Consider the following 23,581-nt stretch of genomic DNA (forward strand, 5'->3'; position numbering starts at 1 on the left):
ACTTTTTATTCTAAGTGCAAAGTTACATCTCTTTCTCTCCAAACCACCCAAATTAAGTCAGCATCATGTAAAAACTACATTAGAATTTTCATAAAAGCGGTAGTATCGACGTATTTGGGAGAATTCGGACCGAATTTACTGTACAATCTGCAGGTTCTCCACCCGAAATTGGCCTGATTACGGGAATTTGATGTAAAAATGCAGGATATGGTCTGCGCAAGTAGGTAGGCGAAAGGACAGAAAACCGGCTTAAGGGAGGGCGCTACTGCTAAACCTACTTACAATAAAACAGCCGGGCAGCTAAACCGCCCGGCCGTTCGATCTTTCCGCAGCGTGCGCGAGCCGCACCCTACGCCTCAAGCGGCCCGAACGCCGCTTCCACCTCCGCGCGCGTCGGCAGCGCGGGGATCGCGCCGCGCCGCGTCGTCGTGAGCGCACCGACGCGGTTCGCGAAGGCGAAGACGCGCTCCGCCACGCCGGGCTCGGCGAGCGCGTCCGCCAGCTCAGCGGGCGCTGCGCCCAGCGCCGCCAGCTGCACCAGCATCGCGCCGACGAAGCTGTCGCCGGCGCCGGTCGTATCCACGGCGGTCACGGACACGCCGGGGATCACGACATCCTGCCGCGCGCTTACGACGCGGCAGCCCGCGGCACCAAGCGTGATGATAATCACGCTTGGCCCTTGGCTGAGCAGCTGCTGCGCCCCTGTGGTCGCGTCGGTGCCGAGGAGGAATTCGATTTCCTCCTCGCTCACCTTGACCACATCTGCCAGCGGCAGCTGGGCGAGAATTTCCGCCCGAGCCGCCTCCGGGCTCGGCCACAGCGCCAGGCGCACATTGGGGTCGTACGACACCAGTGCGCCAAGCTCCCGCGCGCGGCGCGCAGCGTCGAGCGTCGCGGTGCGGCAAGGCTCGGCGATCAGCGACACCGAGCCGAAGTGATAGACCGCGGCGTCTTCCAGCCACTGCGGCTGGACTTCGTCCGCCCGCAGCAGCATGTCCGCCGCCGGGTCGCGGAAAAACAAAAAGTCGCGCTCCCCATCGGCGCGCAGCGATACAAACGCCAGACCGGTCTTCGCCTCATCGGTCTGGACTACCGCCGTATGCACGCCGACATCGTCCAGCGTGCGCACGAGAAAATCGCCGAACGCATCGCGGCCGATTTTCCCGATAAACCGCGCGTCGCCGCCGAGCCTGGCTACCGCCGCCGCGACGTTAGCAGGTGCGCCGCCCGCCGCCTTTCCAAAGCTCGCGACGTCAGCCAAAGCCTGGCCATTCACGTCCGGCACAAAATCAATCAGCAATTCTCCCAAGCTGACCACATAGCTTTTTCCCATGGTAACGAAATGCTCCTCTCCTGATCACATATCCGTTTCCATGATACCATTCTTGTGCCGCTATCTGAAATACCTGAGATAAATCAGCAAAACAGCGACAAGAATAGCCACATACAACGCATTCAGCAACGTTAGATTAACCATATTTTTCTTGGTTGTTTTCGTATACTGGTCGCCTTCCTCTTGGTTTTGTCTCGAAAAGCCCACCGCAAATGTCGCAATAACAGCAACGACTGAAATAACGGCAACAAAGATGAACGATACCATAAGAATCCGCCTCTTTCATACAAATTCAGGCGCTTTCAACAGCCTTCTCTCTACTCCCGCGTATTGACAAAAAAGTAGGCCGGACCTTTCAATCGGTCTAAAATAATCGCCCGCACTTCATGAGAAGGAACGACTTCCTCAAGCGCACTATGCATACACGCCAGCCAAGCTTCTGCTCGCTCCGTGGTAATGGGGAATGGTGCATGCCGGGCTCTCATCATAGGATTGCCATGAAGGTCTGTATATAAAGTGGGCCCTCCAAAAAATTGCGTCAAGAATTGAAACTGCTTTTCAATCAAGGGTTCGATGTCGTCCGGGAATATTGGCGCAAGATACGGATGTGCCATAACTTTCGGATAAAAGGCATTGACAATTTTTCGGATTGTCTCTTCTCCACCCATGCATTCAAAAAACTCCATTTAACTCACTCGCCTCCGTTCTTCCTACCTGTCATAACCTCGCCCCTTCTATAGTCTAACTCAAAAATCAAGCCAAGGATGTTATTCAAATCACACTTTGCCTATGACAAATAGACATGCCTGGGAGCATGTCTAGACAATTTAACGCGTCTTCGTCTCATAACACAGCGCCCGCAGCACAAACGCCGTGGTCTGATACGTAATCGTCTTCGTATCGGGCTTTGGCTCCGTGAGCAGCGGCTCGTAAAACTCTCTTTGTTTGTAAAAGAATGTCGCCCCTAGCACAAATAACAGCGTACTATCCAGCGATTCAAAATGAAACAGCCCGGCCTGCCGGCCTTTTTCCAGGAGATCCCGTACTTTTGCCCAAAACGGGCTGATGATCTCCCTCATTTTGTCGACGCGAGGCGTCATCATAATAATTTCCATTTGGAGCAGCGAAATCAATTCCGGGTCCCGGGTTCGAAGCTCAATGACATTCTCAATCATCATCCGAATGCCGTACACAGGGTCGTCAATTTTGTTGTACGTCTCCAGCCGGTCAAACGGGAAATACTGATTGAAAATTTCAAAGTAAACGCTCTCTTTCCCGCCAAAATAGTAGGAAACCAGAGCCACATTGGCCCCGGCCTCCTCACAAATCTGGCGTACACTGGTGGCATCGTACCCATGCTTCGCGAACAGCTTTTTGGCGGCGAGCACGATTTTCATCTTGACATCCGTTTCGGGATGAACCATTGGCAGCGACTCCTTAATTGTTTAAAACTAAGCGGTCTGAGGCTTTTGAGCAGGTGCCGTTTTCACCTTTTTCACAGACACAATCAACACATCAATCGCCAGCGCAATGACCGCGATGAGAATTAAAGCTCCGGCCTCACGGCCTACATCCGGACCGCCAAACAAAATATTCATTAACCCATTGACGGCATACGTCGCCGGGAAATAATCACTCAAATTGTGATAGAAATCCGACAGCAACTCTCTCGGCACGATCGCACCGGAAGACACAAGCTGCAGCGATAACATCGCGATGTTAAATAGCATACCTGCGTTCCCAAACAAAGTCAAAAACATTTGAGCCACCCAAGCGAACGTCAAAAGGAAGAGCGATTCAAAGCCCCAGAGTGCCATGAATCCTTTCTCCACGTGTCCGCCTAGCGCGACAACCATGCTTGCACTGATCAAACCAACAACGACAGCAGCAGCAATTGTCACCATCACCCGCGCGCCAAGTTTACCGCCTTTGGACAGCGCACCGCCGAGCATATTCGTCGATACGCTGAAATTCATGCCCATGATCATCGTCCCGACGATCGACGCCAGCACTAGCATCATCGGCAGCATTTGATTCGGCATGTCTTTCACTTTGTTTGTGCTCTGGATGTCAGAGGTCACCTTGCCCGATAAGCCTTGTGCGATTTGCGTCGCCTGCTCCGCCGGGAGATTCGGATTTACCTGCTTGAGCGCTGCGGAAGCGCCTGCGGCTACAGCTTCTTTATTCACCGTCGCAGTAATGTTCCCCGCCACAGCTTGCATAATCGATTTGGTCATCGACGGATTCGATTCATTAATCGTATACGTAATCGGAGCCGTCTGGCCCGCGGTTTGCAGTTGCTTCGAGAAATCCGGCGCAATATGCATTACCATCTGTACATCGCGATTGTTCAGCTTCGATTGCGCTTCGGCATCGGTAGCAACAAGCTCCGTCTGAAAAGGCAGATTGCTTTGCAGATTGTTTACGATGGTGCTGCCCATCGCCTGATCTTCATTGACGATCGCAATTTTCAGATGACTCGTATTGTCCGATACGCCGCGGTATCCCGTCATCCAGATTAAGCTGAACAGCAGTTGGAACATGATGGCCGTGATAATTCCCACTTTTGTAGAGGCCGGCTTTAAAAAGGTTGCCAGTACTTGTTTCATAATGACCACTCCCACATATTAAACGTTCATTTAAAACGATTGTTTAAATATACGATTCAGGTAATGATTTGTCAACGGAAACATAGTTTCGTTTGTTTTTATGGCGCTTTATTCCAACGCTCTTTTGGCTAGTATGCAAGGAAGATGGGGAAGGTATAAATAGTGTCCAAACAAACTTTGCAGCTTCAAAGCCATGAGGCTATTTCTCATCCGCCGCTCTTTTGGTATACTGGGAACAAACCAACGAAGAATGGGTGTCGAGTAGTGAAACATGAAGATATGCTTGCGGTGCTGAAGACTTTGTCGAATGAGACCCGTCTGAACATCCTTTGCTGGCTGAGAGAGCCGGAGCAGATGAACGCTAACCTGCCGAAATTGATTAAAGATGAGTTCCCGGGAGGCGTCTGTGTGGGGAGCATTCAGGAAAAGTCCGGCCTTGCACAGTCCGTGATCTCCTCCTACTTATCCTCAATGCAGAAGGCCGGTCTGCTCGAGTCCAGACGCTATGGGCAGTGGACGTATTACAGACGGAATGAAGAAGCCATTGCCGCCTTCCTGGAAGACTTCGCGGCCGGGCTACAGGCTAAAAAAATGTAGCCAAGGCTTTCTTTAACACTTGTTTTTTTGTTTGTTAATCTATATATTTGTATATGTAGATTATAAAATTTTTTATCGGTACAGGAGGAGAACCCCAATGACCATTTCTCAAACAACAGCGGCTCTTTTTGAGCCTTTCACGACAGGCAACTTACAGCTTAAAAACCGTATTGTCATGGCCCCCATGACTCGCACCTTTTCTCCGGGCGGCGTTCCCGGTCCCAATGTGGCCGGATATTACCGCCGGAGAGCCGAAAATGAAGTGGGTCTCATTATTACCGAAGGTACGGTGATTAACCACCCGGCAGCGGCGGCCGATCATGGGGTGCCCCATTTTTACGGCGAAGAAGCCTTGGCAGGGTGGGCGCGCGTCGTCCGCGAAGTCCACGAAGCCGGCGGTAAAATTGCGCCGCAAATCTGGCATACCGGCACAGCCCGCGATGCTAGCAAATTCCCCGATGCGAACATCGATTCGATCGGTCCATCCGGCCTTAACCTTAGCGGTGAGAAAGTGTCGGAGCCGCTGACAACCGAGGAGATTCACGGCCTCGTTGGGGCCTACGCGCAAGCCGCAGCCGACGCGAAGCGCCTCGGCTTCGATGCCGTGGAGATTCACGGTGCGCACGGATACCTGATCGATCAGTTTTTCTGGGACGTGACCAACAAGCGTACGGATGAATATGGCGGCGATCTGGTCGGCCGCACCCGCTTTGCCGTGGAAGTCATTGAAGCGGTGCGTGCAGCTGTCGGCCCTGACTTCCCGATTATTTTCCGCTTCTCCCAATGGAAGCCGGGGGCATACGATGCTAAGCTGGCCAAGAATGCACAGGAGCTGGAACAGTTCCTCGCGCGGCTGTCAGCAGCAGGTGTTGATATTTTTCACGCTTCCACGCGCCGTTTCTGGGAGCCGGAATTTGCAGATTCCGATCTTAACTTGGCAGGCTGGACGCGGAAGTTGACTGGCAAGCCGGCCATTACAGTCGGGTCCGTCGGGTTGGACTCCGAGTTCACGAGTCTGTTCGAATCCGGCAAAGGCGGCGAGGCGGCCAGCCTCGACAAGCTGATCGAACGCCTGGGCCGCGGTGAGTTCGACCTTGTTGCCGTCGGCCGCGCGCTGTTGAGCGACCCAGCTTGGGCCGCTAAAATCCGCGATGGACGTATAGAGGAGCTTCAGCCGTTTACGCGCGAGGCGCTGGCTACGTTGAGCTAATAAACGATAATGACGGGGCGGATGGGACAGAGTTTGCCGTAGCCCGACAACGATAAACATCGTTGGTGTTTCGGAGTAACCTTTGTAGGTAGATAGAAGAAGCCTGGCCGCCAACGGCCAGGCTTCTTGTTTGTCAGTAACCAACCAACTGCAAAAAGTACAGCAAAATCGGACGAATGGGACAGAATCGCATGAAATCCTGCATTTCTTACAGCAAAAATTCAGAAAACCCGTTATGTAAGCGCTGCCAATCAATTTCGCACCAAAATTTGATGTACTATCTGCAGGATCTCTCGGGAATTTGCTCAAAGTGACGAAATTTCCTGTATGTTTTACAGGTTCGTGCGGAAGGGCAACGCGGCGGGGAGAGCTACTTTTACCGGACGAGCAGGATAGCGACTGCGAGAGTTACTTTTTCGAACGAGCAAGATTGCGACTGCGAGAGTTACTTTTTCCGAACGCGCAAGATTGCGACTACATGAGATTCATTGCGAACGCGCAAAAGCCCGCCTGCCGGCGAGCCCTTATTGTGCGCAACGATCAGATGTGGCTTATCGTATAGCCACTGGCCCTCCGCTACCGCCGCAACCCCATCATATTCCCCGAAGCATACCGCCTTAGCCCGGTATAGAACAGCCCGATCCCAACCGCGGTCAAGAGCAAGACTACCCCAACCGCGCCCAAAATAAACTTCGTATCCAAGCTGCGCAGCAAGCCAATTGGCAAGTAACTGATGAAGCCCGCCGGAATGACGGTGAACAGCAGCAGCTTCCCGGCTCCGCGAAAAATGCCCGTCGGGTACGTTGAGAACGTGAGCAGCGCATTAAACAATTGAAAACTGAGACCTTCCGTGTTGCCCAGCCAGAAAGCTAGACAGTTGACGATCACAGTGAAAAAGATGAAAATTACCGTGGCCAGTGTCAGTGCAAGTCCGAACTTGAGCACACCGAGCAAGGAGTGGTCTCCAAAGCCTGCGTACACCAACAGCGCAAAAGCAACATCGCCAATCGCGCTGACCGACATGCGGCTGAGCAGAATGTGCAGCAGCACGGGCTTCGGCTGGGCAAGGTAAACATCCAGCTGCCCGTTTGCGATTAAGCTGGCGATCCGCGTGGCATTGCCAAATAAGGTCGCCATGAGGCCAAATCCGCCGGCCCCGACGGCCCACAGCATCATGACATCCTGCAGCTCCCAGCCGTTCACCACCGGGAAGCGCCGGAAATACAGCCCCCAGAACACGATCCACACCACGTTATTGATCAACATCGTTCCGGCCGTCAGCAGAAAGCTCAGGCGGAATTCCATCGCTCCGAGCAGATTGGCTTTCCAGCAGCTCCAGACGAAAAGCAGCAGCCTCCTCCACCTGCCCGGCAAGCCATACAGGCTGATATTTTCATACGCACGCGCGTGTTGAGATGAATCAACCTCCGTTAACATGCAGCTTTGTCACTCCCCTCCGATAAATGAGCGCCGCGACCACGCCGAAGAGCGCAATCCAGCCGAGCTGCGTGAGCAGCATAACCGGCAGTTGGCCGATGTTCAAAGCTACCGCCGTTTTGGCCGGCGTGTACACAACGCCTTGCAGCGGCAGCCAACGCACAATGCGCTGCAGCACATCGGGGAAAAGCTCAATTGGCATCAGCATGCCCCCAACCGTGAATAGAAATTTGTTATACACAAATTCCAGCCCTCGTGTCTCTTCCACCCAGAAGGCGCTCAGCGCGATGCACATATTCAGCATGAAATTCAGCGAAAATCCGGCAAAAGCCGTAACCGGCAGCCAGACAAAGCCCGCGAGACTGTGCGGCGGCCCCAGCAAAAGAAGGCCGAGCGTTCCGCCGATCACGGCGTTGACGCCAAACCGGACGATCGCTTCGCTCATGTACTCGACATAATAATAGGCGAGAAAATTGACGGGCCTCACGAGCTTGAAGGCGACGTCGCCGCTTTTGACCTCCTCTTCGAGCCTTGTGCAGAGACTGGGGCACGCCAACGTCATCGACTCGGTCACAATGAGATACCACATGAGCTGCCGGAAGCTGAAGCCTGCGATAGAGGAACTCCCTTCCCCGGCATACGTGGTCCGCCACAACTGCAGAAAAATATATAAAATCAACAGCAGAAACAGCGAGCGTACCAGGAAATCTACGATATACGCCAGCTGGTTGCGAATCGTGATGCGGCCGATCCACATGTATTTCAGCGTTTTCGTCAAAGCGATCATGGCGTAGCCTCCTCCCGTCCAGCTACTCCACTGCTGTACATTTGCGTAATAATGTCCTCCATCGGCGGATCCTCCACGGTTACGTCCAGGATGCGGTGACTTGCCATAATGCCGGACAGTACCGCCTCAATACTCGTCACCCCTGTATCGACGGAAAGCGTCAGTTTGACGCCGCTCCGCGCCTGCTCCCGAACGCCGGGCAATTGGAGAGGTGGCGGCTCTTCTGCGAGTACCAGTTGAATCGTTTTGTACGTTAAGTACCGGCGCTTCATGACATCCACTTCATCATCGAAAATAACGCGGCCGCCATTGATCACAATGGCCCTGTCGCAAAGCTTCTCCACATCGCCGGCATCGTGGGAAGTCACGAACAGCGTCGTCCCTTCCTCACGGTTGAGCTCGTTCACAAGCTCCCGGATGCGCTGCTTGACGACCACATCTAGCCCGATCGTCGGTTCATCGAGAAAAATAACCTGCGGCCGATGCAGCAAGGATACCGCGATCTCGCAGCGCATCCGTTCGCCAAGCGATAGCTTGCGCACCGCTGTATGCAGATGCGGGCCGATGTCGAACCGCTCAATCAGTTCGTCGCGTCTTTTCACATAATCGCTGCGACGCAGCTCATAGATGCGGCTCATCAACTCGAACGTATCGCTTGGCGGCAGGTGATACCAGAGCTGCGACTTCTGGCCGAATACGGAGCCGATACGATGCGAGAGCTTCGTCCGTTCCCTCCAGGGATTCAGCCCGAGCACTTCGGCCCGACCTGAGGTCGGATGCAAGATACCGGTCAGCATCTTAATCGTCGTCGACTTTCCCGCCCCGTTGGGCCCGAGGAAAGCCAGCTTTTCCCCTTGCCGGACGGTAAAAGAGACCGCTTCGACTGCCGCCTTTTCCATGTATTCCGGTCTCACCAGGGATTTGAGGCTTGCCGCGAAGCCTTCCCTTTTCTTTTTTAATTGGAACGATTTCGCCAATTGTTCTACCCGGATCGTAATCACCGGACAACCCCCTTCCTTTGATTCGCTAAAGCAAAAAAGACCCCGGTCCGTTTCGCCTTAGCGGCGGAACTTTCCGAAGGTCTTTTATCCCTCACGGTGTAGTCGGCGTCTAGCCAGACCGGCTTCGCTTGGTTCGCTCCCCTGTCACGGGTCGAATCCCTAGAAGCCCTTCCGATATAATTTCCACATCATACCATAGTGTGTAAGCTTTGAACAACGGTTTTTTGAGCGGTGGACAAAAAAATTTCAAAGACCACTCAACACCCAAGGCCCTCTTACGACGATATAAGGCTCGCCCAGATAGAACGTGACCTCTTTCTGGCCCGGCTCAACGTTTAACGACATCGTTTCAATCGCCAGGGTGGTCTCATTAATTTTCCAACTGTAGGACATACCGAAACCGAAGTTTTTTTTCTCAAAAAGCCGATAGCTTTGCAGCGATTTCTGTTCGGCAGAATTGTAATGAGTGTCTACGTCAACGCGCACGCTCTTAGCATCTACCCTCTCTATACGAGTGAAATCGACCGGAAATCCAGCGATTTGGCTGGTCACGTGAATGTCTTGGGCACCTTCTTCAGGAACGGGCAGTATGACTTTTACATGCTTCGCCCCTGCGTCTTTGATGGAAATGGCGGGAATGATTAATTGATGATCCTTTGTTCCATTCGTGTTTTCAAAAAGCAGTTCACTCGATTTCACAAATCCGCTATCCGGTTTTACTGTAATCGGCCGACCCTGCCCATCGGTCAGTTGAAGCTCCAGACCCGCCTCGATCGGTTGCTTGCCATAAGAATCAACATTTTGCCCCTCCGGCAATTGCGTAAGCAGGTTAATTTTACTGCTGTTCCCATCTAGCGGAGTCACGACTGCCGTAATTTGAATGCCGCTCTGGCTATCGCTCGAACCAAAACCCGCAAGGTCGCTCGCTGTCATTGCTTTCGTTAAAGGCAGGAGCTCCGAACTCGTTTGGCCAAATTTAATCCATACCTTATCCTGACCCTTGTACGGGATAGAGCCTTCATAATAATATTCTGCTTGCCACACGCCCCCGCCGGCCCATGAAGCGTGGCTTTGTTTAAATTCATAGTTAACCTGATCAATCACCAGGATAAGGGTTTTTACAATAACGGCGGAAGCCTGTTCTCCGCTCAAAAGCACTTGTCCCCCAGTCATTTGCAAGAGAATGCCGTCGACGGTCATGTTTCCATGTTCTTCACTATGCAGCTTGAACGGTTTATCCATCACATAGGCTGATTGCTCAACATCATCAATTTGCTTCACGTAACCGAATCCAGGGATATATTGCAACGCCTTTTTCAGCTGTGCCCTGGCTTCCGGGGAGGAGACGATCAACATACCGCCAACGATGACAGCAAGGCAGAGCGCTGCCGCCCATTTGAGCCGAAGCCTTTTCCTGGCGGCCCGCTTTCGTACCTTCTGAGCGCCCTGTGCTTCCAGCTCCACCCGTGCAAGTGTCCGTTTTTTTATACGCTGCAGCACGGTTTCATCAATAGGATCACTCTCGGGCAGATCAACTCCCTGCAATCTGTTTAGTTCTTCGGGGGCTAGTTTTTCAAGCCACGCCATAATCTCTTTATCCTCTTCATTCCGGGACATGTGCGATCTCCTCCCTCCCTCCGCCAAGTTTTGTTTTGAGCATTTTACGCAGCCGATACAGACGGTTTTCAATCGCTTTGGCGGTCAGTTCCAGTCCTTTGGCAATCTGCTCAATCGATTCATAATAAAAATAGCGGCGATACACAATCGTTCGATCGGGCTCAGGCAATTCATTCACCATGTTAATAATTTCGGCAGCGGTTTCCTTGGATAATACCTGATTCTCAACACTGTCCCCGCTCACGACGTGTTCCTCCAGCGATGCGGTTTCCTGCTTTTTCATCAGCTTCCTTCTGGCATCCAGTGCAGCGTATTTGGCAAGGATCAAAAGCCAGGTCCTGAGCGAGCCCTTGGTTGCGTCGTACTCTTCGATTCTTCGCCAAGCTTTCAAGAAAACATCGCTGACGCATTCCTCCACATCTTCCGGCTGGCAAGTTCCTGCCAAAATTCGGCCAACGAGGCCATACACGACGCTTCCATAATGGTCCATCAAGTCCCCTAGCGCCGATGGAGAGCGGAGACGCAAGGCTGCCGCCAAATGTTGATCGTTCTCGCCCATGATCTCTTCCCTTCCGAATTCTTGTTTCGTTTCTATATATTACTACGTTGGAATTAACGGAACCCCCTCAGTTTTCTTAGCCGATTGCGCTGCTCCTAAGAAAGATCTCCGACATGTCAAATAGGGGGGAGCTTCGCTCCCCCCTTTCATTTTCATCACCCGCTGAGCCAGCACCCTTTTCCAAAGTGCCTCCGCCTACATCTCCACAACCGCCTTAATCACGTTCGACTCCGGCTTCAGCCACTGAGGGAAATGGGCGATCATCTCCTCGAGCGGCACCCGATGCGTAATATAGCGGTCAATATCAATCGCCCCGCTTTGCATCGCACGAATGACCGAATCAAAATCCTCGCGGGTCGCATTGCGGCTCCCCAACAGTGTAAGCTCCCGCTTGTGAAATTCGGGATCGTGGAACGCAATGTCGGTTTTCACTAAGCCGACGAAGACCAGCCTTCCGCCGTGCGATACGTATTGGAACGCATCCGTCATTGACTTGGCGTTGCCCGTCGCGTCGAACACCACAGTCGGCAGCTCACCGCCAGGGAGCGCGAGGATCTTCTCTAGCGGCTGATCCAAGGCGCTCACAGTATGATCGACGCCCGCCCAGCTGCGGCAGAAGGCCAATCGCTCCTCGTTGATGTCGAGCGCAATCACCTTGGCCCCGACCTCCTTGGCCAGCACCGCTACGCCAAGCCCAATCGGCCCGCCGCCAATGACCAGCGCCGTCTCGCCCGCCTGAAGCTGCGAGCGGCGTACCGCGTGGGCGCCAATGGCGAGCGGCTCCAGCATCGCGGTCTGATCGAGGGTGAGCCCTTCGGTCTTGAGCACATGCGTGATCGGTACGGCGATACGCTCTCTCATTCCGCCATCAACATGCACGCCCAGCACTTTCATGTCTGTGCAGCAGTTCGTTTTGCCATTTCTGCACGCAATGCAAGTGCCGCAGTGCAGATACGGCAGGATGCTGACTTGATCGCCAACCTGAAGCCCTGACGCCTGATCGTCGATCTCTGCAATCGTACCTGCAAGCTCATGGCCCAAAATTCTGGGGTAGGAGAAGAAAGGCTGATTGCCTTTATAAGCATGCAGATCCGTCCCGCAGATGCCTATACGCTTCACCTGAATAATCGCCGTGCCAGGCGTCAAGACCGGCTCCGGAAGCTCCGTCAGGGTAAACTGCTCCACCTGTTCGCACACAATTCCTCTCATAGAGCACCTCCAAGTTCAAGTGGTTTCTGATACTCAGGGAGTCCGCTCTCCCACGTTGCATTGCGGATCGGCGCCAGAATCGCCAGCACCTCAGCCAGCAGGGTATCATCCAGCGGCTCTTCGATCCAGTCTATATTTTTCACAATATTATCGGGATTCGCTGTACTTACTAACGTTGTTGGAATCTGCTCATTCGCAACCGAGAACTGGATCGCGAGCTTAGCGAGACTTGCGCCGTTGCGCTCGCAGAAGTCGTTCGCCGCTTGACATGCGGCCTTTATCTCCGCTGAAGCCGGGTGCCAGTCCGGAGCGTGCTTCGATCCGAGCAGCCCCATCGACAGTGGCGATGCGTTCACCAAGCCGACACCTTGCTTCTCGAGCAGCGGCAGCAAATCTAGCAGCGTCGTGTCGTTTAGACTGTAGTGACAGTAGGACAGCACAACGTCGAGCGCCGTATGGTGAAGCGCTTTCTCAAATACAGGCAAGGGCAGCCCAGATACGCCGTAGAACCGGATTTTGCCGGAGCGCTTCAACTGCTCCAGTGCGTGAAAGGCACCCTCCGCCACTTCAGCGAACGGTACAAACTCAATGTCATGCAGAAACAGCATGTCCAAATAGTCGGTCTGCAGCCGCTGCAAGCTCTCGTCTACGCTTTCGACGATTCGCCGCGCTGAGAAATCGAAGTGCTCCACCCCGTAGCGCCCCGCTTTGGACGAAAGCAGAAACCGGTCGCGTGAGATCTGGCCGACCGCCTTGCCGAGCACCGTCTCTGCTTTGGTTAAACCATAGTACGGGGACACATCGATGAGATTGATCCCACCGTCTACAGCCGCATGCACCGTGCGAATGCTCTGTGCATCGTCCGTTGCGCCGAACACGGAGCCCAGCGAAGAAGCACCAAAGCTGAGGATGGATACATCCAGGCCTGTTTGCCCAAGTTTGCGATATTTCATTGTGATCTCCCTTCTTTAAGCTTATAGAACCGCTCCGCATTGCCGCCGAATAGCAGTTCGCGCTCCGCTTCTCCCCATTGCCTGGGAATCGCATTCAATAAAATTTCTACGACTTGATCGTAATCGGCGGCTAGCAGGCAAACCGGCCAATCGCTGCCGAACATGACCCGTGTCAGCCCGAACAGCTCCAGTACCGACTGGATATATATCGTAAAATCTTCAAGGCGCCACGCCTGGTGATCCGCCTCCGTAACCATGCCTGACAGCTTGACGTACAAGCCCGGATGCTGTGCTAATTGCTTCATTTGGCTTAACCACGGCTCAAACTGACCTTCGGCAATGCGGGGCTTGGCGATATGATCGATGACGCCACGCAGCCCGGGTACCCTGTCAACGAGTTGAACCACCGGCGCCAATTGATCGCTTCGAAGCAGCAGGTCGACAGGAACGTCCAACGAGGCGTAGTGTCGAAGCGCTTCAACAAAGCGAGGCTCAAGTATCGTATAGGCATCGCTCATTTCCTGAATCATCGTGCGGAAACCAACGTATTTCGGATGCTTCTGGAATCGCTCGTAATGTTGCGAATGATCCGGATCATGAAGATCGAGCCAACCGACAACGCCTAGAATGAGATCGTCCTGCTGCGCCAAAGAGAGCAAGTAATCCGTTTCCGCAAGCGTCGGCGCGGCCTGTACGACAACACTCCCGCTAATGCTGTACGCTGCCAAATGCGGTGCCAAATCCTCCGGCAAATAGTCCCTGTACAGCACCGGAAGCGCCGGCGTAATCCAGCCATAGTCCCCACGCGCAATAGACCAATAGTGTTGATGTGCATCAATTCGCCGCATATGAACCTCCTATTCAATCTTATGTACTCTTATCTTATCAGTATCGATATGTACATATAATAGTTGAATTGTGCAAAAACATACTGTTTTATGATATTCTGAATTTAAGAGATGAAGCCCGGAGGTCCATATGCAGCCTGTTCGCAAAAACTTTTTTAGCGACCCGTTATTTCCGTTCGAACTCGTCTTTCGGGATCAAAAACAGCCGATTCAAGAGCTTCCCGAGCATCTTCACGATCGCTACGAACTCGTTTATGTGTATGAGGGACAAGGGACATTCCTGCTCAATCAAATGTTCTATGACATGAACGAAGGCGACCTGTTTGTCATCCCTGGAAACACCATCCACCGAACCGTGCCGGACGAAAATAAACCCATTACATCGACGGCCGTCTTTTTCATGCCGCAGCTGCTGGGTATCCCTCTGATCAGTGAAACGCATTCGTATTTGTTTGCTTTTGAACAAGCCCATAAAAAAATGAACTATAAGATCCCCATCCCGCTGTCACATCGCGCGGCGATAGAGAATGAATTGAACCGGATGCAGGAAGAGTTCACCCGTCAGGAATCGGGCTATCGTCAAGCAGTGTGCCTGCACCTGAATCTGCTGCTATTGCAGGTGAATCGCATTATCATGCATGCAATTGCCGCTCAACCGCAGACAATGCCAGCCGGCCCAGCCTGGGTGCTGGATGCGCTGCACAACCTTCACAAGCACCATACGAACCCCGGCATCAGTCTTGCCTATTTGGCTGATAGCGCCTGCGTATCTCCCGCGCATTTATCCCGGGTGTTCAAACAGATAACCGGCATGAGCGTGACCGATTACATCAATGCCCGCCGGATTGCGACAGCCAAGGAATTGCTGCTCACCACCGACGAAAGCGTCGACACGATTTCCAAACGGTGCGGGTACGAAAGCTTGCCTCATTTTCACCGATTGTTCAAACGCTTTACGGGCGCAACACCTGGCGTTTATCGCAGGCAGCAGCAGATGACGGGTACCCCGAGCCTGTGAGTGGGCGGAGAATGCTCAGCCATGGTGTTCATCTGTTGGTTTGGCACGCCTCTCGCTCTGGGACGACGCGCAGCCGACGCTAACGGTTGTATTGACGCCTATTTACTCCAAAAAGCTTCAATTTCAACTTTAACGGTTGCGATCGAGCTTATTTATGTAAATTAAGGTGAAATCCGGCCGTTTTGCCAAAATAGCCCCTCTTGCAACCGTTAGCTGTTGTCTTGCCGCCTTTTGGGCTGAATAAGCACTTTGGCAACCGCTACATTTATCTACATTTACTCCGAAACTTAGCGTCATCTTCACTTCTCCAACCAAATCTGCTTAAACTCAATCCAGCCGTTCGAGCCGAAGGACGCCCCTCGCACGGAAGGGTGGATATAGGTGTTCAGCCGTCGATGATGCAGGAAAATAATATGGCACTCGTCCCTCAGCCGCGTTTCAATGTCGCGCAAGCAGCTTCTGCGGCCAGCGACATCCCGGGAAGCCAGCGCCTTATCGATCTGCCCAACGATCCACTGCTTCAGAGAAGATTCCAGATAGGTGCTGGACGCACACTCCTCATGCTCATACATGTCGATCTCGCAAACCTCATCCTCGGCCAAAATAACGCCGTTCACGGTAAAATCGGCGCTGGCGATTACCGCAGGATCGACCACTTGCGTCCAATCGGCTGGGAACAATTCAACCGAAATACCGAAGCGGCCCATGCGATCTGCAATCCAGCGGCCGTCCCGTTCATATTTCTCGTGAACGACAAGACGAAGCTTCGCGCCGTCATAGCCAGACCTTACGAGCGCCTGTCGAATGTCCGCGGCGGGTGCCTTTAATTGCGCGAATTGCAAGCTGTCCTCCGGCCGTAAAGCGTACGCAGGCAACACGCGTTCGCCGCCAAGCTCCGCCTGCATCGCGACGGGGTCCAGGATCAGCCGGACCGCTTTGCGAAAAGCTTCGTTCTGAGACCAGCCCTTTTTATTGCCATTCCAGGTTAGCATCGTACTTCCGTTGCACAGCCTGGCAATTCCCTGCCAATCCTCGGCGTAATTCTCCTCCGCTTGGGATTTATCCCCGTCATACGTCTGCATAACAGCGGGTAAGCCGATCGTTGAAAGCTGCTCGCAATCTTCAGGCAAAATAATAATGTCCACCCCGTCCAAATACGGCCGTTCGGCGTAATAGCCAGGATTGACGGCAAGCTCGACCCGCTCCTCCGTGAGCGTCATCAGTTGAAAAGGCCCCGTACCCACGGGACGCTGCCAATACAACTCCTCGCTGAGCCCGTTCAGATTGACCGGCAGGATCGAACCGGCGGAAGAGCACAAATAGCGATCGAACATCCAGTTCGGCCGGGTAAGAACGAAACGCACCGTACGCAATCCGGCAGCTTCCACCGTAACAAGGTGCCGCAGCATCCAGCGGTTCGGCATGCCGGAAGAGCGAAGACGCTCGAAGGTAAAGACCACATCGTCCGCGGTCATTTCGTGTCCATCATGAAACATGACCCCTTTGCGCAGGTAGAACGTCCACTCTCTCCCCTCGCTATCCGTCTTCCAGGCATGCGCCAGGCCCGGCACGATCTTTCCTGCATGCTCGTCATACGACAGCAATCGGTCAAAAATTTGCCGAATCATATGGGAATCGAAGGCATAATTAACCTTAGCGGGGTCAAGCGTCTGAATGCTCCGATAGACGGGAAACCGCAGCGTATCACAGCCGATAAGGCCCCGCACCGTCTCTTTCTGATACCCGAAGCGTCCGTTCAACCAGCTCAGAAATCGTTCTTTGGCCTCCGTGCCTTCGCCATAGCGGCTAAGCAGCTCAAACGACGTGCGGTACTCCCCCTCCTCCGCCTTCGACATCGCGAGATCCACGAGGAAACTTTCTTTATTTTGCTTAAAAACCAGATGAGACCGATTGCCGCGACCGCGTCCCGGCAACCAGCCTACGAGCCCGTCTTCTTCCAGCTTTTTGAGTACCAGCTTCGCATTCCTCGGCGTACAGAACAAAGCCTCGGACAACGCTTCCAAAGTCGCCTCCACAGGCTCGCCTACCACCGCTTCCCCGCCAAAACGATTGTATAACGTCACATAGCGCTCCGCTACCAACATGCCGCTCACTCCTTTACAGTACCTCAATTATAGGGATAAATGGAGCGAAGCACTAGACCCTACAACCATCGATTCCGATATTCGGTCGGCGTTACCCCGAACTGCTTCTTGAAGCTCTCGCGAAAATGATCCTGATCCGCATACCCAATGCTTTCGCAAATCTCATAAATACGGATCGCGGGGTCTTTGAGCAGCCTGGCGGCCTCCTCCATGCGCAGCCGAATGATCCAATGGTTAATGGTCTGGCCGGTCACTTCCTTGAACAGCCGGTTCGTGTACTTCTCGCTGAGACCGACCGACGCAGCCACATCCGACAACGCCAGCTCGCGGCGGGCAAATTGCGCCTTCACGTAGGCGATCGCTTGTTCGACGAGCTTCTTCTTCTTCAAGTCGCCGGCCCATTCTTCCTGCGGCAGCACTTCCGCCAGATTCGGGAGGCTCTCTTTCACCGCTTGTTCCGCCAGTTCCAGCCCGCGGCGTTCCTCCCGCTCCTTGCGCAACCCTTCGACCGCACGGGCCACGACCGTCATAATCTCGGCGGGATCGATCGGCTTAAGCACGTAGTCCAGCACTTGCAGCTTGATGGCCTGCCTGGCATGCTCGAATTCATTCAGCCCGGATAAAATGATGCAGCGGATCTCCGGCTTCCGCGCCTTAACCGCTTCGATCAACTCGAGGCCGTTCATCTTCGGCATCCCGACATCGGTCAGCAGCAGGTCCGGCACCTCGCGTTCCACCCAGGCCAGCGCCTCTTCCCCGTTCTCCGCGGCCCCGAGCAGGGTGATGCCGAGCGCGTTCCAGTCGATGGCGCGCACCAACGTCTCACGCACGATTTTCACATCTTCCGCGATCAACAGCTTAAACATTCGCTTCCAGCTCCTTTTTCCGTTGCTGCGGCTCCAAGCGGTACGGCAGCAGGACTTCCACGCACGTCCCTTCCGACGCCTCGACATACCGCAAACCGTACGCCTCCCCGCAGTACAGTTGAATCCGCCGGTGCACGTTGATCGTACCGTAGCCGGCCGGGGAAAGCTGAGCGCTGCCGCCTGCTTCCCCCATGACGCCAGCTTCTCTGTCCGTCTCGCTTTCCGCTTCCCGCCGCAGCATCGCATTCATCGCGTCCACGTCGCAGCCCTGCCCGTTGTCCGCTACTCGCAGCACCAACGTCGTATCTTCCATACGGGCCGAAATCGTAATCCGGCAGCCTGTCGTCCGCTGAGCGAACCCGTGAATAATAGCATTCTCAGCCAGCGGCTGCAAAATAAAATGCACGATCGGCACGGTCAGCAGTTCATCCGGCACGTGAATTTCGACCTGCAAGCCGTCTACCATCATTTGCTGGATATGCAAATAGGCGTCAACCTGCTTCATCTCGCTCCCCAGCGGAATCCAGACCTCCCCGCGGTTCAGCCCGAAACGAAAGACACTCGCGAGAGCGCGGACAATTTCGCTTGTTTCCCGGTCACCCGTCAGAATGGCCCGGCAGTTAATGAGATCCAGCGTATTATAGAGAAAATGCGGATTAATCTGCGCATGCAGCAGCTCCAGCTGCAGTTGGCGCCGTTCCATCTCTTCGGCGAACGATTTTTCGATGAGCCCCTGCAGCGTGCTGAGCATGGAGGCGAATTTCTGGCTCAGCTCATCCACCTCATAGATGCCGGTGTCCCGGGACGGCAGCGGCTCTTTGCCCTCGGCGACCTCCGGGCGCTGCATCGCAGTGACGAGCTTCGTAATCGGGACGGTCACCCGGATCACGATTCGGCGCAGCCATAATCCCGCGATCAGCAAAGCGACGGCCGCCGTCGCCGCGCCAACTGCCGAGATGGCGAACGTATAACGGCTAAAATGCCGCTCCGGCACGACTGCGAGCAGCTTCCAGCCGTTGTCCAGCGTCTCGAACATAACCCGCTGGTTCTCGCCGCCGTCCCGCAGCGAGCTCGTCCCTTTGGGCCCGTGCATCGCCTGAACCTGCGGGAGCCCGCTCGCATCTGCCAAAAATGCGTGCCGCTCGCTGTAGATCACCCGATTGCTGTCGTCCAACAGCATATAATAGCCTTTGTCGAGCGGTGCATTGTCGAACACGGCCTTGATACTTTGCGTATCAGCCCCGACAATGACCGTGCCGATGCTGCGGCCGTCTTTGATGCTGCTCTTCGTCCTCGCCAAATACATCATCGGCGCGTTCAGCGGGGCTGTCTTTTGCCCCCACCAGACGGTTTTCCGCTCGCCGCTGCTCAAATTCTGGAACCATGCCTCCCGTAGAAAATCCTCATTCTTATAAATCCCCGTTGCCGGATAGAAATGCTCGGACGCAATCTCGTACAACCCGCTCCCCGGCCCGAATGCCACGGATACGACATAGGACTGCTTGGCAATGTTGGCGGAGCCCGAATCTTTTAACAGCGAGAGCAGGCTTAAATTTTGCAGATTGGACTGCAGCGTATAGAAATCGTCGACCGCCTCGAACCCATGCGCGTACGTGCTTTCCAATAAATTTTCGATGGACTGGGAACTGATAATAAACGAAGACACATTATTCATCGTGTCGAATTGATACCAGACATTGCGGTACACAAACTTGATCGATTGCTCGGCCATATTCTGCGTATGCTCGTTCTGCACCCGAATGAGCATGTAGCTAGCCGCCGTCGCGAAAACAACAATAATCCCTACAATCAAGGCAAAAATAGGCAAGCTTAAACTTGTCAGCAGCCTCGAATTGCCGTTTGGCTTCCGCAGTTGCAGCATCTACTTCACTCCTTCCATGGCAGAAATCCCCTCCTCCGGCAGTCACCGGCGAAGGGGGGCTCTACAAGCTTCTCGTATCCAATTCTCTATGGGCAGGCCGTATCCTCCCGCATCAGGCGAAGAAAGTCTCCGGTTTTATTTACCGGATTTCTTCTTGAAGGACTCTTCCAGCTCTTTCAAAATCTGCGTGCCGCCTTGCGCTTTCCATTTGTCCACGAACTCGTCGAATTTCTTGATGTCGCCGCCCATGATAATTTGCGTAAAGACGGAATCCCGCATCGTGTTCAGCTCCACCAGCTTGGCGATTTTCGTTGGGGAATCCAGATAGTTGGACGCATCCGTAATTTGGTACTTGTTATGAATCGCCACGTCCAGCGCCTGCGAACTGCGAAGCGGAAGCGATTCCAAATAACGGGGCCAGCCGTTCAGACCCGGCGCAAACAAGTAGCTCTGCACGCCACGGAAGTTGCCGCTCTTGTCTTGCATCGTTTTCTGATCGATGATGTCATTCGTCAACACCTTCATTTTGCCGTTGTCGATCTTATAGTCTTCCCCTTCAATGCCCCATACGCTCAGCATCTGGTTCTCTGCGGACAGCGAATTCTCAATAATGGACAGCACTTTCTTCGGATCCTTCGTTTTAGCGGAAATGGCATGCATTTGGGCAAAAGGCGCTCCCGTCGGCGCTACCGCTTTGCCGTCGCTGCCTACGAGCGAATCCGTCAACGTCAAGTATTTGTACGGCTGATCTGCTTGGCTTGGCAACGTTGCGTCAGCCGCCAGCTTGCCGCTCTTCTTCAGCTCGTTCATCTCGACCTGCGTATCATAATCGTTGGCGGTGGACCACCAGCCCATCCAGGAGAACAGCTTGCCGCTGTACAGCTTCGCCCGCAGCTGCTCTTCCTTGATCGTCGCGAACTCTTTGTCGATCAGGCCTTCCCCGTACATCTTTTGAAGGTACAGCAGCGCTTCCCGCATCTTCGGATCGATGTCATAGCTGCCGAACGTACCGTCTTTTTGCGTAAAGTAGCCTGGCGTCACGCCAAACGCGCCGAAAATATGGTCAAACGAGTTGTTGGCATATTTCTGCTGGCCGATTTGCGCCGTATAGCCGCCTAGTGGGATGACGTCCGGCTTCTCGGCTTTCACCTTTTTCAGCAAATTGTAGTACTCATCCAGCGTCTTCGGCGCCTTCACGCCCATGCCATCCAGGAAATCCTTGCGGAATACGAGGTTCCACCGATAGCCTGCGCCCGGTCCACCTTGATACGGAATACCGTAAATTTTACCATTTACCTTCGCCTGCTCGAACACTTCCTTCGGCACTTCCTTGAGGATGTTCGGCGTATCCTTCTCGTTGATGAGATTTGTCAGGTCGAGAAAAGCCCCCTGCTGCGCATACTTCTGAAAATCGTCGGCAAAATCGATGCGAACGACGTCTGGGATCGAGCCGCTGGCCATTTTCAGGTTAAGCTTCGTTTTATACTGCTGGACGTCGACCATTTCAGGTACGATTTTGACATTCAGCTTCTTCTCAACCGCTTGCAAAACCACGTCCTTCGCCGGATCGTACGGCTTGGAAATGTCCTGCGCCTTTAGCCAGGAGAGCTCGTAAGGCGCTTCCGCCTTGGGCGCTGGCTGAGCGCTGCCTGTTGAAGTAGACGGAGCAGCTGTCCCTCCGCTCGTGCCTGTGTCTTTACTGCAGCCTACCAAAGTAACCGTTCCTGCGAGTACGACCGACAGCATGCCGTAACCCCAAGCTTTCGTTTGTTTCGACATTTCGTTGACCTCCTAGATGATCTATTTATTATAGTAAACCCTTAACGGGGTAAACCATAGAACAGGTAAAACTTTTATCCTTTGACTGAACCGACCAGCATCCCCTGCTCAAAATACTTCTGAATGAACGGGTAGACGATCAACATCGGCAGCGCCACAATCACAATGGCGGCCATTTGAATGCCGATGGTTGGCGGCGGGGTCGAGCCTGCAGCTTCCAGCAGCTCCGGCGGCAGGGAGGAGTTGGCAATAATCGTCCGCAGCACGAGCTGAACGGGCGCTTTGTGCCAGTCCGTTACATACAGCATGGCGTTGAAAAAGTCATTCCAATAGACGACGAGATACAGCAGTCCGACGGTCGCGATAACCGGCAGGGACAGCGGAAGCACGACCTGCCGCAGGATGCGGAACTCTGATGCGCCGTCGATGGCGGCGGATTCTTTCAAACTTTCAGGGATGCCTTCGAAGAACGTTTTCATCACAATCATGTTGAAAGCGCTGTAAGCCATGACCAGAATGAGCACATAGCTCGTGTTAAGCAAGCCCAACTGCTTAATATTGATGTAGGTGGGAATCATGCCGCCCTTAAACAGCATCGTGAAGACGAAGATCAGCATGAGAACTCGTCTGCCCGGCAGCTTTTTCTCCGCAAGTGAATAAGCGGACGTTACGGTAAGGAACAAAGCCAGAAGCACACCGCCGATCGTATAGAAGATCGTATTGCCGTAGGCCGTGTAGATCAGGGAACCTTTTGCCAGCAGATAGGTGTAATATTGAAAGCTGAGCGAGGTCGGGAATAGAATGAGTCCGTTCTTCTCGCTAAAAATGTGATAAGGCGTAATGGATACCGAGATGACATACCAGAACGGGATGATGATGATCAGGGTCAGTATCGTCAGTATGACATAGTTTGTTGTGATATAGGCGCGCTCGCCTGTCGTGAGCTTCATCGCACGCTCCCCTTCCTTCAAAAAATACCGGAGTCGTTCACTCGTTTGGCGATTTGATTCGCAATCAGCACCAGCGCAAACCCGATCACGCCTTTGATGACATCGGCCGCAGCCGCCAAACTCAGATTAAACTGCTCGATGCCGACCCGGTAAATGTACGTATCCAAAATGTCCCCCACCTCGAACACCATCGGATTGTACAAGTTGATGACCTGATCGAGCCCGGCGCTCATCACATAGCCGACTCTTAGAATGAACATGACGATGATGGTCCCCGTGATCCCCGGCAAAGTAACATGCACGATGCGCTGGAATCGCGTCGCCCCGTCCATAATCGCCGCTTCGTACACCTCCGGGTTGAGCCCGGCGATCGCCGCAATGTAGATGATGGCGGCCCAGCCCATCTCTTTCATCGCATCCGTGACGACGAGAATCGTCCGAAAGTAGGCCGGCTCCACGAGCAAGTACGCGGGTTTGCCGCCGAACAGCTCGACGATTTTGTTGATGACGCCCGTCTCCGGCGAAAGCAGCAGCGTTATAATGCCCCCGTAGACGACCCACGAGACGAATCTCGGTAGGTAAACGGCCGTTTGCAGCGTCTTTTTGAACCAGCGTGCCCCGATTTCGTTCAGCGCAAGCGCGAGGATGATCGGGCACAGGAAGCCGCTGATCATTTTGTAGAGCGAGATGAGCAGCGTATTCGCGAAAGCGTTGCGAAACATCTCGGATTCGAACAGCATCCGGAAGTATTTGAGCCCCGCCCACTCGCTCCCCGAGAACCCCTGAATCACGTTGTAATCGGTAAACGCGATACTGATACC

At 53.8% G+C, this 23,581-nt stretch carries 22 protein-coding genes; 3 read left to right on the forward strand and 19 right to left on the reverse strand.

Annotation, left to right across the window (positions count from 1 at the left end; all coding sequences use genetic code 11):
* Positions 1-349: 349 nt before the first annotated feature.
* The 5 genes from EJQ19_RS27975 to EJQ19_RS27995 form a co-directional block, all read right to left on the reverse strand.
* A complete protein-coding gene (locus EJQ19_RS27975) occupies positions 350-1,333 on the reverse strand; it encodes a PfkB family carbohydrate kinase (RefSeq protein WP_126144526.1) in 984 nt (327 codons plus the stop codon).
* A gap of 60 nt (positions 1,334-1,393) precedes the next feature.
* A complete protein-coding gene (locus tag EJQ19_RS27980; protein WP_126144527.1) occupies positions 1,394-1,600 on the reverse strand; it encodes a hypothetical protein in 207 nt (68 codons plus the stop codon).
* A gap of 50 nt (positions 1,601-1,650) precedes the next feature.
* Positions 1,651-2,019, reverse strand: coding sequence for a globin domain-containing protein (locus tag EJQ19_RS27985; protein WP_126144528.1), 369 nt, complete (start codon positions 2,017-2,019; stop codon positions 1,651-1,653).
* A 141-nt stretch (positions 2,020-2,160) separates the two neighbouring features.
* Positions 2,161-2,757 (reverse strand): TetR family transcriptional regulator, encoded by a 597-nt coding sequence (locus EJQ19_RS27990; RefSeq protein WP_126144529.1) that lies wholly within the window; start codon positions 2,755-2,757, stop codon positions 2,161-2,163.
* Between the two features lie 27 nt (positions 2,758-2,784).
* Positions 2,785-3,942, reverse strand: coding sequence for a YhgE/Pip domain-containing protein (locus tag EJQ19_RS27995; protein WP_126144530.1), 1,158 nt, complete (start codon positions 3,940-3,942; stop codon positions 2,785-2,787).
* 279 nt (positions 3,943-4,221) lie between these two features.
* Between EJQ19_RS27995 and EJQ19_RS28000 the strand changes: the two genes are divergently transcribed.
* Both EJQ19_RS28000 and EJQ19_RS28005 read left to right on the forward strand, forming a co-directional pair.
* On the forward strand, positions 4,222-4,539 hold the full coding sequence (locus tag EJQ19_RS28000; protein WP_126144546.1) for an ArsR/SmtB family transcription factor: 318 nt from the start codon (positions 4,222-4,224) through the stop codon (positions 4,537-4,539).
* 97 nt (positions 4,540-4,636) lie between these two features.
* On the forward strand, positions 4,637-5,749 hold the full coding sequence (locus tag EJQ19_RS28005) for an NADH:flavin oxidoreductase (RefSeq protein WP_126144531.1): 1,113 nt from the start codon (positions 4,637-4,639) through the stop codon (positions 5,747-5,749).
* Positions 5,750-6,325: 576 nt separating this feature from the next.
* Here the strand turns inward: EJQ19_RS28005 and EJQ19_RS28010 are convergent.
* The 8 genes from EJQ19_RS28010 to EJQ19_RS28045 all read right to left on the reverse strand — a co-directional run bounded on the left by EJQ19_RS28010 (position 6,326) and on the right by EJQ19_RS28045 (position 14,160).
* On the reverse strand, positions 6,326-7,186 hold the full coding sequence (locus tag EJQ19_RS28010; protein WP_126144532.1) for an ABC transporter permease: 861 nt from the start codon (positions 7,184-7,186) through the stop codon (positions 6,326-6,328).
* Positions 7,170-7,973, reverse strand: a complete 804-nt coding sequence (locus tag EJQ19_RS28015; protein WP_126144533.1) for an ABC transporter permease — start codon at positions 7,971-7,973, stop codon at positions 7,170-7,172. The genes EJQ19_RS28010 and EJQ19_RS28015 overlap by 17 nt, the downstream gene beginning before the upstream one ends.
* Positions 7,970-8,974, reverse strand: a complete 1,005-nt coding sequence (locus EJQ19_RS28020; protein ID WP_126144534.1) for an ABC transporter ATP-binding protein — start codon at positions 8,972-8,974, stop codon at positions 7,970-7,972. Before EJQ19_RS28020 ends, EJQ19_RS28015 begins: the two co-directional genes overlap by 4 nt.
* Positions 8,975-9,220: 246 nt before the next feature.
* Positions 9,221-10,591: a hypothetical protein gene (locus EJQ19_RS28025; protein ID WP_126144535.1), complete on the reverse strand. Its 1,371-nt coding sequence runs from the start codon at positions 10,589-10,591 to the stop codon at positions 9,221-9,223.
* Complete coding sequence (locus tag EJQ19_RS28030) at positions 10,578-11,150, reverse strand: sigma-70 family RNA polymerase sigma factor (RefSeq protein ID WP_126144536.1); 573 nt, start codon at positions 11,148-11,150, stop codon at positions 10,578-10,580. The genes EJQ19_RS28025 and EJQ19_RS28030 overlap by 14 nt, the downstream gene beginning before the upstream one ends.
* Positions 11,151-11,345: 195 nt before the next feature.
* Complete coding sequence (locus tag EJQ19_RS28035) at positions 11,346-12,359, reverse strand: zinc-binding alcohol dehydrogenase family protein (RefSeq protein WP_126144537.1); 1,014 nt, start codon at positions 12,357-12,359, stop codon at positions 11,346-11,348.
* Complete coding sequence (locus EJQ19_RS28040; protein ID WP_126144538.1) at positions 12,356-13,312, reverse strand: aldo/keto reductase; 957 nt, start codon at positions 13,310-13,312, stop codon at positions 12,356-12,358. Before EJQ19_RS28040 ends, EJQ19_RS28035 begins: the two co-directional genes overlap by 4 nt.
* Positions 13,309-14,160, reverse strand: a complete 852-nt coding sequence (locus EJQ19_RS28045) for an amidohydrolase family protein (protein WP_126144539.1) — start codon at positions 14,158-14,160, stop codon at positions 13,309-13,311. The genes EJQ19_RS28040 and EJQ19_RS28045 overlap by 4 nt, the downstream gene beginning before the upstream one ends.
* A 130-nt stretch (positions 14,161-14,290) precedes the next feature.
* Between EJQ19_RS28045 and EJQ19_RS28050 the strand changes: the two genes are divergently transcribed.
* On the forward strand, positions 14,291-15,178 hold the full coding sequence (locus EJQ19_RS28050; RefSeq protein ID WP_126144540.1) for an AraC family transcriptional regulator: 888 nt from the start codon (positions 14,291-14,293) through the stop codon (positions 15,176-15,178).
* Positions 15,179-15,477: 299 nt separating this feature from the next.
* On the opposite strand, the gene EJQ19_RS28055 is transcribed toward EJQ19_RS28050, so the two are convergent.
* The 6 genes from EJQ19_RS28055 to EJQ19_RS28080 form a co-directional block, all read right to left on the reverse strand.
* A complete protein-coding gene (locus tag EJQ19_RS28055; RefSeq protein WP_126144541.1) occupies positions 15,478-17,283 on the reverse strand; it encodes an SgrR family transcriptional regulator in 1,806 nt (601 codons plus the stop codon).
* A 59-nt stretch (positions 17,284-17,342) separates the two neighbouring features.
* Positions 17,343-18,149: a response regulator transcription factor gene (locus EJQ19_RS28060; RefSeq protein ID WP_164716756.1), complete on the reverse strand. Its 807-nt coding sequence runs from the start codon at positions 18,147-18,149 to the stop codon at positions 17,343-17,345.
* A complete protein-coding gene (locus EJQ19_RS28065; protein WP_126144543.1) occupies positions 18,142-20,031 on the reverse strand; it encodes a cache domain-containing sensor histidine kinase in 1,890 nt (629 codons plus the stop codon). The genes EJQ19_RS28060 and EJQ19_RS28065 overlap by 8 nt, the downstream gene beginning before the upstream one ends.
* A gap of 135 nt (positions 20,032-20,166) precedes the next feature.
* Positions 20,167-21,810: an extracellular solute-binding protein gene (locus EJQ19_RS28070; protein WP_126144544.1), complete on the reverse strand. Its 1,644-nt coding sequence runs from the start codon at positions 21,808-21,810 to the stop codon at positions 20,167-20,169.
* Positions 21,811-21,884: 74 nt separating this feature from the next.
* Positions 21,885-22,760: a carbohydrate ABC transporter permease gene (locus EJQ19_RS28075; RefSeq protein ID WP_126144545.1), complete on the reverse strand. Its 876-nt coding sequence runs from the start codon at positions 22,758-22,760 to the stop codon at positions 21,885-21,887.
* A gap of 17 nt (positions 22,761-22,777) precedes the next feature.
* Positions 22,778-23,581 (reverse strand): ABC transporter permease (locus tag EJQ19_RS28080; RefSeq protein ID WP_164716757.1); only part of this gene is annotated, 804 nt, incomplete at its 5' end.

The sequence above is a fragment of the Paenibacillus whitsoniae genome (genome assembly GCF_003955665.1).
Taxonomy (GTDB): domain Bacteria; phylum Bacillota; class Bacilli; order Paenibacillales; family NBRC-103111; genus Paenibacillus_E; species Paenibacillus_E whitsoniae.

What these genes read in the sequence shown, in the direction of transcription:
- EJQ19_RS27975 (WP_126144526.1), bottom strand. Translation starts at nt 1,333, where the DNA reads ATGGGAAAAAGCTATGTGGTCAGCTTGGGAGAATTGCTGATTGATTTT.
- EJQ19_RS27980 (WP_126144527.1), bottom strand. Translation starts at nt 1,600, where the DNA reads ATGGTATCGTTCATCTTTGTTGCCGTTATTTCAGTCGTTGCTGTTATT.
- EJQ19_RS27985 (WP_126144528.1), bottom strand. Translation starts at nt 2,019, where the DNA reads ATGGAGTTTTTTGAATGCATGGGTGGAGAAGAGACAATCCGAAAAATT.
- EJQ19_RS27990 (WP_126144529.1), bottom strand. Translation starts at nt 2,757, where the DNA reads ATGGTTCATCCCGAAACGGATGTCAAGATGAAAATCGTGCTCGCCGCC.
- EJQ19_RS27995 (WP_126144530.1), bottom strand. Translation starts at nt 3,942, where the DNA reads ATGAAACAAGTACTGGCAACCTTTTTAAAGCCGGCCTCTACAAAAGTG.
- EJQ19_RS28000 (WP_126144546.1), top strand. Translation starts at nt 4,222, where the DNA reads ATGCTTGCGGTGCTGAAGACTTTGTCGAATGAGACCCGTCTGAACATC.
- EJQ19_RS28005 (WP_126144531.1), top strand. Translation starts at nt 4,637, where the DNA reads ATGACCATTTCTCAAACAACAGCGGCTCTTTTTGAGCCTTTCACGACA.
- EJQ19_RS28010 (WP_126144532.1), bottom strand. Translation starts at nt 7,186, where the DNA reads ATGTTAACGGAGGTTGATTCATCTCAACACGCGCGTGCGTATGAAAAT.
- EJQ19_RS28015 (WP_126144533.1), bottom strand. Translation starts at nt 7,973, where the DNA reads ATGATCGCTTTGACGAAAACGCTGAAATACATGTGGATCGGCCGCATC.
- EJQ19_RS28025 (WP_126144535.1), bottom strand. Translation starts at nt 10,591, where the DNA reads ATGTCCCGGAATGAAGAGGATAAAGAGATTATGGCGTGGCTTGAAAAA.
- EJQ19_RS28030 (WP_126144536.1), bottom strand. Translation starts at nt 11,150, where the DNA reads ATGGGCGAGAACGATCAACATTTGGCGGCAGCCTTGCGTCTCCGCTCT.
- EJQ19_RS28035 (WP_126144537.1), bottom strand. Translation starts at nt 12,359, where the DNA reads ATGAGAGGAATTGTGTGCGAACAGGTGGAGCAGTTTACCCTGACGGAG.
- EJQ19_RS28040 (WP_126144538.1), bottom strand. Translation starts at nt 13,312, where the DNA reads ATGAAATATCGCAAACTTGGGCAAACAGGCCTGGATGTATCCATCCTC.
- EJQ19_RS28045 (WP_126144539.1), bottom strand. Translation starts at nt 14,160, where the DNA reads ATGCGGCGAATTGATGCACATCAACACTATTGGTCTATTGCGCGTGGG.
- EJQ19_RS28050 (WP_126144540.1), top strand. Translation starts at nt 14,291, where the DNA reads ATGCAGCCTGTTCGCAAAAACTTTTTTAGCGACCCGTTATTTCCGTTC.
- EJQ19_RS28055 (WP_126144541.1), bottom strand. Translation starts at nt 17,283, where the DNA reads ATGTTGGTAGCGGAGCGCTATGTGACGTTATACAATCGTTTTGGCGGG.
- EJQ19_RS28060 (WP_164716756.1), bottom strand. Translation starts at nt 18,149, where the DNA reads ATGTTTAAGCTGTTGATCGCGGAAGATGTGAAAATCGTGCGTGAGACG.
- EJQ19_RS28065 (WP_126144543.1), bottom strand. Translation starts at nt 20,031, where the DNA reads ATGCTGCAACTGCGGAAGCCAAACGGCAATTCGAGGCTGCTGACAAGT.
- EJQ19_RS28070 (WP_126144544.1), bottom strand. Translation starts at nt 21,810, where the DNA reads ATGTCGAAACAAACGAAAGCTTGGGGTTACGGCATGCTGTCGGTCGTA.
- EJQ19_RS28075 (WP_126144545.1), bottom strand. Translation starts at nt 22,760, where the DNA reads ATGAAGCTCACGACAGGCGAGCGCGCCTATATCACAACAAACTATGTC.